The organism is uncultured Campylobacter sp. (assembly GCF_938017705.1).
Classification (GTDB): domain Bacteria; phylum Campylobacterota; class Campylobacteria; order Campylobacterales; family Campylobacteraceae; genus Campylobacter_B.
In genome coordinates this window covers 1-6,182 of sequence record NZ_CALIIS010000063.1, presented here as the reverse complement: position 1 = coordinate 6,182, position 6,182 = coordinate 1, and the positions used below count along the sequence as shown (strand labels likewise).

Genomic DNA, 6,182 nt, shown 5'->3' with positions numbered 1-6,182 from the left:
AGCTTTCCTTCCGCCTCAAGAATCTGCGCCCTCGCTTCTTTGCCGATAACCGCTTGAAAATCACGTACCATCATGGGGAAAGGATGGGGCCCCATAGTCGAACCGACGACATAATGTGTATCATCTACACGACCGACCCATTCACGCATAGCCTCATTAACGGCATCTTTAAGGACGCGTGTCCCCGATGTGACAGGATGCACTTTAGCTCCGAGCAATTCCATGCGATAAACATTGAGCGCTTGTCGCTCCGTATCTTCTTCACCCATGAAAACTTCGCATTCCAGGCCCATAAATGCCGCTGCCGTCGCCGTCGCCACACCGTGCTGCCCGGCTCCCGTTTCGGCGATGACACGGGTCTTTCCCATCTTTTTGGCTAAAAGACATTGGCCGAGAGCATTATTGATTTTATGTGCGCCTGTATGATTCAGATCTTCCCGTTTTAAATATATCTTTGCCCCGCCCAGATCCTCGGTCATGCGTCCGGCATAATACAGACGGGACGGCCTGTTTGCGTAGCTGTTTAACAGATCCTGCAGTTCCTCTTGAAAAGCGGGATCTTTCTTACAAAACTCATAAAACTCCGTTAATTTGTGAATTTCGTTCATCAGCGTTTCCGGTACATATTGTCCGCCGAATTGGCCGAATCTGCCGTTCTCCATAATATCCTCCTTTACTGTGAACGCACAAGGCGCATAAATTCTCTCATCTTGGCCGCATCTTTACGGCCGTTTGATTCAATGCCGCTGCTTACATCCAACGCATAAGGGGCGTAAGCCATAGCTTTTTTAACATTACAAAGGTTCAGGCCGCCTGCCAGAATATAGGGCCGTTTTATCAGCCGCAGCAAGTGGCGTAAATTTTAAATTTAACTCGCGAAATTTTAAAGTCGTAGCATTCTGAGCGGCTAAATTATCGGCAAACTCTCATGAGGCTTTAGCTTTTGCATTGCAGGCTTGCAGGCTTTTTAAAATTATCGCTGGGCTACCTATTTTGTGTATTCTGTGTTTATTCGGAGTAAAATTTCAAAAACGGACGCAAATCTCAAAACATACGCCGTATTTAAAAAACAGAAAGATTAGGCGCGCAATCTTACGCGGCGGCAAGATGAAATTTTAAGTTTGACGCAGCGCCAAAACGCACAAAATTCTCTTGCGAAATCATAAAATTCTAAAATTTCTCGGCAAAAATCAGAGCCATAGCACTGCAAACCCGCCAAAAACCTTCGCGCTAAAAACCCCAAAAACCCGCTGCTATGGTCTCAAAAAAACCGCACATCTTAAAATTCTGCGAGTAAATCGAAATTACCGAGCGTCTCAAAGCCGCATGCGTAAGCGAAAAATTACGCCGTACCTTAATACTGCGGCTAATGATCTCGTTTTACCACCCTTATACGCCTCGAAAATCGCGCAGCAGATCAAAACTGAGTAATAGGATTTTTGATACCTGATTTTATGATCGATCCAAGTGCCTAGGCGCCGATCAAATCTACGCGACGGATTTTGAGGCTACAAGGCTTTAGTGGACGCATAAACGGGCACAGCAACCAACTCCACTCGACGGAATTTTTGGTGTGACTTTACGCCGATCCGATTAATAAATCGTTCGTCGTCCGACTCGCGGCTAAATTTTGGGGTATTGCTTTGCCACTTTAAGTCACTAATTCAAATCTGCGCGACGGAATTTTTAGTGCGACTTCGCAACTTCAAGGCTTCGCGCCGATTCGATTAATAAATCGCGCACGCCTTAGCCAATGCGGCACGAGTATGTGGCGCCGTTATATGATTACCGAAACTTGGCGCACCAAGCTAAATACGGGCATGAATAGGCATCGTGCCCATGCTTCACACCGCGACTTTGTATCGCTAGAGCCAAGCGTACGTAATAAATTTTAAATGCTTTTTGTTTCGCATAAAATTTTCAATATTTTTTAGAGATTTTATAAAATTTTAAGTGCTTTGCACTGCTGCGCCGCGCCACACTTATACCAAATCACGCTCAGTCTGCGCCGCCTATTTATCGGTCGCGCAATTTTCGTTGTAGTAGGCGATGGTGCGCTCGTACTCGTCGTAAGTCTGTATATAATCGTTTGCAACGCTTGGGTTTGCATATCGATTCTCGACCGCCAAGAGCTCCGCTTCAAGCTGTTTGTAATGCTCATAAACCTCCGCACAGGCGCGATCGTGGGCGTCGCCTTGCAAGATTATAGATTTATCGGAGCCTGCGCAGCCTCCGAGCCCCAAAGCAATGGCGCAAAGCATACCGCATAAAATTAAGCTTTTCAAAATTCTATCCTTATTATATAAGTAAGTTCCGCGTAAAAATAGGTGTGGTTATAAGCCGAGTTCCGTTACAGCGGTCATTTATCTAGACCGATTTTTGCAAATCGGTTCGAGCGAACGGTTCGAATATAAGACGAAACCACCCGTTCTTGCTGCAGGTTGGGTTTGCATTGCCGCTCGTGTCTCCACGCGCGCGGTGGGCTCTTACCCCGCCCTTTCACCCTTACCGCTTGCGCGGCGGTTTGCTTTCTGTTGTACTTTCCCTAGGGTTGCCCCCGGCGTCCGTTAGACGCAACCTTGTCTTATCGCAGCTCGGACTTTCCTCTCCTTGCGGAGCGACCGCACGCCACACCCGAGCGCAATTATAGCTTTTTTGGCTTAAATTTCAGGACTCGCGGAATTTAAGGGGTGGAATTTTTGGCGTGAGCAAGTATAAACTCCCGCCTCTGCACCATTGCCGCCGGAGGATGACGACGATAAAGAAGCTAATAAATTAAATCACATCTTTAACAAAAAAAGAGCATAAATTAGATGATTTTTTAAATAAATTTAAAAATAATCAATAAGAAGTTTATAATGCTATAATTAAAGAACTTGAAAGAGATATGGCAAATAGTAAGTTGTCAAATAATTTTACTAATGGCTATAAAGTTAATATTAAAGGCTATGAAATTACTGTACGTGGAGTTATAAAAAATGGAAAACCAAAAATCGGAACGATGTTTATCCCTCGATAATTTTACAGATATTGCAAATATCGAGGCTGAAATTGTTAAACTAATAAGTGATGATTTAGGCGATTATGCGCTTTATAAGCAGTTTGAAAATTCAGAAATTACAAAAAGAGAGGTTTCGACAGCCGGATATTATTGCCATTTTGAGTGTAAAAAAATATTAGAAAAAAGCAAAAACAACGGTTTTGTCGGCAATGTAAATTTAACGCTTTCTGATGAAAACATTGGAGGAGCAATGGTTCTTTTGGAAAATGGAATTTTAAAAATGTTAGAATGCTACTTTTGGGAAGAGAATAATTTTTTTGAAAATATTGTAAACGGGCAATAGTAGATAAAAGACTTAAGCGATTTTAAGCTTAATAATATTTTGCTGGTTATTGACGAAAATAAATTTGGACAACTATAAAAAGGTGAAATTTAGCAAATTTTACTTACGGCCGAGCCGAATAAAATTTAAATTTGAAATTCTATGGCTTAGACAAAACGGCGCGCTTACTGCGATAAAATTTCATAAAATTTCATAAAATTTCATAAAATTTCATAAAATTTCATAAAATTTTATCTACCGCGAAATTTAAATCCACGCAGTCAAGCTCTAAAATTCCGCGCGATATGGCGTGGTTTGACGTGGAGCGTGGCGTGGCGCGAGCCCTATTCTGCAGCGCGGCGCGGCGCGATGCGGCTCAATCCTCGTCCGTCGCGGCGCCCTCGAATATATCTCGGTGCAAAATTTCTTCCAAAACGACCGTCGCGTAAGAGCCTTTCGGCAGGTAAAAACTGAAGCCAAAATGCGCATTTTGCGCATCATAGGTATGCTGCACGCGCTCCATAAAGCTCCACGCAAACCTGCGCGAGCCGTTCATCTGCGCCTCAAGCTCGCGAGCGGGCGCGAAAATCTCATCTTCAAATCTGCCGCCAAGTCCGCTAGCTCGCAGCTTTGCTCGCCCCACGATAAGGCCTGCGCTCGTGATCTGTCGTCTTGCGAAGCGCTCGCACTCCGCGCCAAGATCGTCGCAGCTAAAAAACGCACCATGGGGAAAGTGTCCTAAAATTTCGCCCCTTAAAAGCTTAAAAAACTGCGGCTGAGCCGCGATCTCGCGCGCCTCCTCCTTGCTTAGTTCGTAAATTTTAGCAAACTCGCCAAGGCTAAATTCCGCTGCAAATTTTGAAATTTCTACCCGCTTGCTAAGCCAGCGGTTAAAAAGCTCACTCTGATAGGCGCTGATTAGAAAGTCGCGCATTTTGGGGTTTTTAAGCCGCCTTTGTCCGCGTAGCACCTCCTCGCCCTGCGCCGCGTTATCGCCGAACTTTCCGAAGCGTTGATAGCCGAAGTAGTTCGCAAAGCCCTCGCGTCCTAGCGTATCTAGCGCGGCTGCGAGCTTGACGGCGTCGGGCGGCAGGACCTTTTTTAGGCGGATGAAAAAGTCATTGCCCTTTAGATGTCCGATTTTAAGCTTGTTTTTGTGCCTTTGCACGCTTAAAATTTTAAGGCTTTCGTGCGAAAATCCGCCCAGCGCAGGCTCAAATTTAGCGGGCATACTAACGTGCTGCGTCGTAAGGCCCTGCTTGTCCTTAAGCCCCGCGTAGCCGAACTCGCGCATCTTTGCACCCGTGCACTCGCTTAAAATCCGCAGCGCCTCATGCGTGCTGATGCCCTTTTTTTGCAGCAGCAAAATGCAGTGCTCGCCTTCACCACTAGGCTCGTAAAGCGGCACTTCGCGCACGACGAAATCGCTTGAGTTTTTACTAAAATGCGCATTTATCGGCGCGTGATTTAGGGTGTATAAATTTTTCATAGCCGGCCTTTGCGTTTAATCTAAGGCGCAATTTTATAAAATTGAGCCTAAAAAACTCATTATTAAGGCAAATTCTAGTATCATTCGCCATAAAAAAAGGATGAAAAATGCTAATCAGGCTCTTTCGCTTTGATCCCCGCTGCGACGTAGCAAGCTACTTCAAGCCCTATGTTTATGAAAGCGCGCCCTTTGCCGATCTTGCGGCGCTGCTTGACGACATCTGCGCGCACGATCCCTATTTCAGCGCACAGGGAGTGGAATTTGTAAAAATCAGCGGCACCACCGTAAGCGTAAAAGAGCCGCTAGATACGCTCATAGCACACTTTGGAAGCGAGCTAATCATCTCGCCTCTTAGCGAAAAAGAGGCGATTAAAGATCTGCGCTGCGAGCCGCGAGCGTTTTTGGATAAATTTAAAGCCTTTGAGAGCATCGCGGACGTCTCTGATTTCGAGTTTTACAAAAGCCTCGCGCCCTATTTTTACTCGACGAAAATCCCCGCATGCTCACGTGAGTTTTTGGGCAACAGCGCCTTTATCTTCGCGCACCACCTGATGCAAACGCACCCGAGCGAGCGCATGAGGGTTTTAGAGATCATCGAGCCGCAGATGGCGTATTTTACGAAGTGCGACGCCGTGGGGATGGAGTTTGACGACCGCGCGGCATACAGGGCATTTTGCGATATTTTAAAATACGAGCCAGCGCAGAGCAATAAAATTTTAAGCGCGCAGAGCATGGCGGAATTTGACGCAGCGGGCGCGAAGCACAATTTTAGCGGCTTTAACGTCGCCGTATGGTATGACGAGGCCGCAGAGGAGCTGGCTAGTAGACTGGGCGCGCAGATCGTGCACTTTGGCTGCGAAGGCGCGCCGCTTGGAGCGCAAATATATGAGCGCGAACAGGAGTGCGCGCTGCGGCTGGGGGGCGAAATTTTATTTGACGCGTTTGATAGCGGAAGCGATTTTTTGCTAGTAAATTCCAAGCTTGCGCTTGATTTTTTAGACGGCAGAAGCGATGAAATCCAAAGGCTTTTCGGCAGAGATTTCGCGGGCTTTTATCTAATTACGACGGATGAGCTCATCGCTCTAGCTCGCGGCGAGAGGCCCGACTTTTCGGCACGCAAACTAAAGCCGATGCTGATTTAAGCGGACGTGATTTTAAAATTTATCCTATTACGGCAGTAAAATTTTAAATCGACTGCATATTGATGATCGGCATAAAGCAAATAGTTTTCTTAATCGCAGGCGGTTTAATCATCTACTATTTCTTTAATTCGGCATTTGCTTGTTCTACCGTATAGCCCATATTTCATCCTTTACTTTAAATTTTTGATATGAAAATTACTTGAATATTCTCTTTAGGGATAAAATACG

The 6,182-nt window shown here is 45.7% G+C and carries 6 protein-coding genes and 1 other RNA gene; 2 read left to right on the top strand and 5 right to left on the bottom strand.

Annotated elements, in window-relative coordinates:
* The 4 genes from Q0605_RS03280 to rnpB all read right to left on the bottom strand — a co-directional run.
* A partial coding sequence (locus Q0605_RS03280) for a pyridoxal-phosphate dependent enzyme (protein ID WP_298704215.1) occupies positions 1 to 662 on the bottom strand: 662 nt, incomplete at its 3' end.
* A gap of 11 nt (positions 663 to 673) precedes the next feature.
* The gene (locus Q0605_RS11405) at positions 674 to 850 is read right to left on the bottom strand and encodes a hypothetical protein (RefSeq protein ID WP_363317206.1); all 177 of its coding nucleotides are present in this window, start codon (positions 848 to 850) and stop codon (positions 674 to 676) included.
* 1,162 nt (positions 851 to 2,012) lie between these two features.
* Entirely contained in the window at positions 2,013 to 2,285 is a 273-nt protein-coding gene (locus tag Q0605_RS03275; protein WP_298704214.1) for a hypothetical protein, read from the bottom strand.
* 35 nt (positions 2,286 to 2,320) lie between these two features.
* Positions 2,321 to 2,637: RNase P RNA component class A (gene rnpB, locus Q0605_RS03270), an RNA gene on the bottom strand.
* Positions 2,638 to 2,978: 341 nt separating this feature from the next.
* Here rnpB and Q0605_RS03265 point away from each other — a divergent pair.
* Positions 2,979 to 3,344, top strand: a complete 366-nt coding sequence (locus Q0605_RS03265) for a hypothetical protein (protein WP_298704212.1) — start codon at positions 2,979 to 2,981, stop codon at positions 3,342 to 3,344.
* Positions 3,345 to 3,699: 355 nt separating this feature from the next.
* Here Q0605_RS03265 and truD read toward each other — a convergent pair whose 3' ends face one another.
* Entirely contained in the window at positions 3,700 to 4,812 is a 1,113-nt protein-coding gene (gene truD / locus Q0605_RS03260; RefSeq protein WP_298704210.1) for a tRNA pseudouridine(13) synthase TruD, read from the bottom strand.
* Between the two features lie 107 nt (positions 4,813 to 4,919).
* Here truD and Q0605_RS03255 point away from each other — a divergent pair, with 107 nt between their 5' ends.
* Positions 4,920 to 5,954, top strand: coding sequence for a hypothetical protein (locus Q0605_RS03255; RefSeq protein ID WP_298704208.1), 1,035 nt, complete (start codon positions 4,920 to 4,922; stop codon positions 5,952 to 5,954).
* Positions 5,955 to 6,182: the final 228 nt, after the last annotated feature.

Bases quoted from the DNA above. Each gene is read 5' to 3' on its own strand.
- truD (WP_298704210.1), bottom strand. From the start codon at position 4,812: ATGAAAAATTTATACACCCTAAATCACGCGCCGATAAATGCGCATTTT.
- Q0605_RS03265 (WP_298704212.1), top strand. From the start codon at position 2,979: ATGGAAAACCAAAAATCGGAACGATGTTTATCCCTCGATAATTTTACA.
- Q0605_RS03255 (WP_298704208.1), top strand. From the start codon at position 4,920: ATGCTAATCAGGCTCTTTCGCTTTGATCCCCGCTGCGACGTAGCAAGC.